At 45.6% G+C, this 566-nt stretch carries 1 pseudogene; it reads left to right on the forward strand.

What is annotated here, in order from left to right:
- Positions 1-566: pseudogene (locus R7Z50_RS29785) on the forward strand (FAD-dependent oxidoreductase); the annotation flags it as partial.

The raw sequence follows: 566 nt of genomic DNA on the forward strand, positions 1-566 counted from the left end.
ATGGAACGAATGTAACCAGCAATGGCCAGAAGTCATTTTCCACGGCCCCCGTGGCACAGATAAAGGAATGGCGCAGTTAACTCCTTATGGAGATGGCTATTTCCAGCTGCACGGCATGACGAAAGAGATCACGTTGTTTGAAGATGGCTTAGTTGAAAGCACGGCACTCTCTGCTCAACCTGAGCTACCTGTACCGTTACTCTCTAAAATTCGCAGTGGGTGGCGTGAAGAAATTTTGGGTGAAAGAACGCATAACGCAATACAACACATGGCCCAATTTATCCCTGATTACAAAACAGCGGAAAAAGGTGGCAAAGCGTTGTTTGGTGCTCAACAAATTCCAGGCACAGATCCCGTGCTTCGCGCGGCAGATGTTTCATTCGAACAAAATCACTACGCTCGAATTGAAGTTGTGAAAGCGTCTTCTACGTTGTTGGCTGCTCAAAAAATGCTTCAGTATTGGTTTGATATCACGCCTCAACAAAATGTAGAAGCGCAACATCCAGTGACCGTTAATTGGTCTGAAAACGAAATCGAACAATACGCGATTAAACTGACCGAAGAAC

It is taken from the genome of Vibrio sp. 1249-1 (assembly GCF_033340495.1).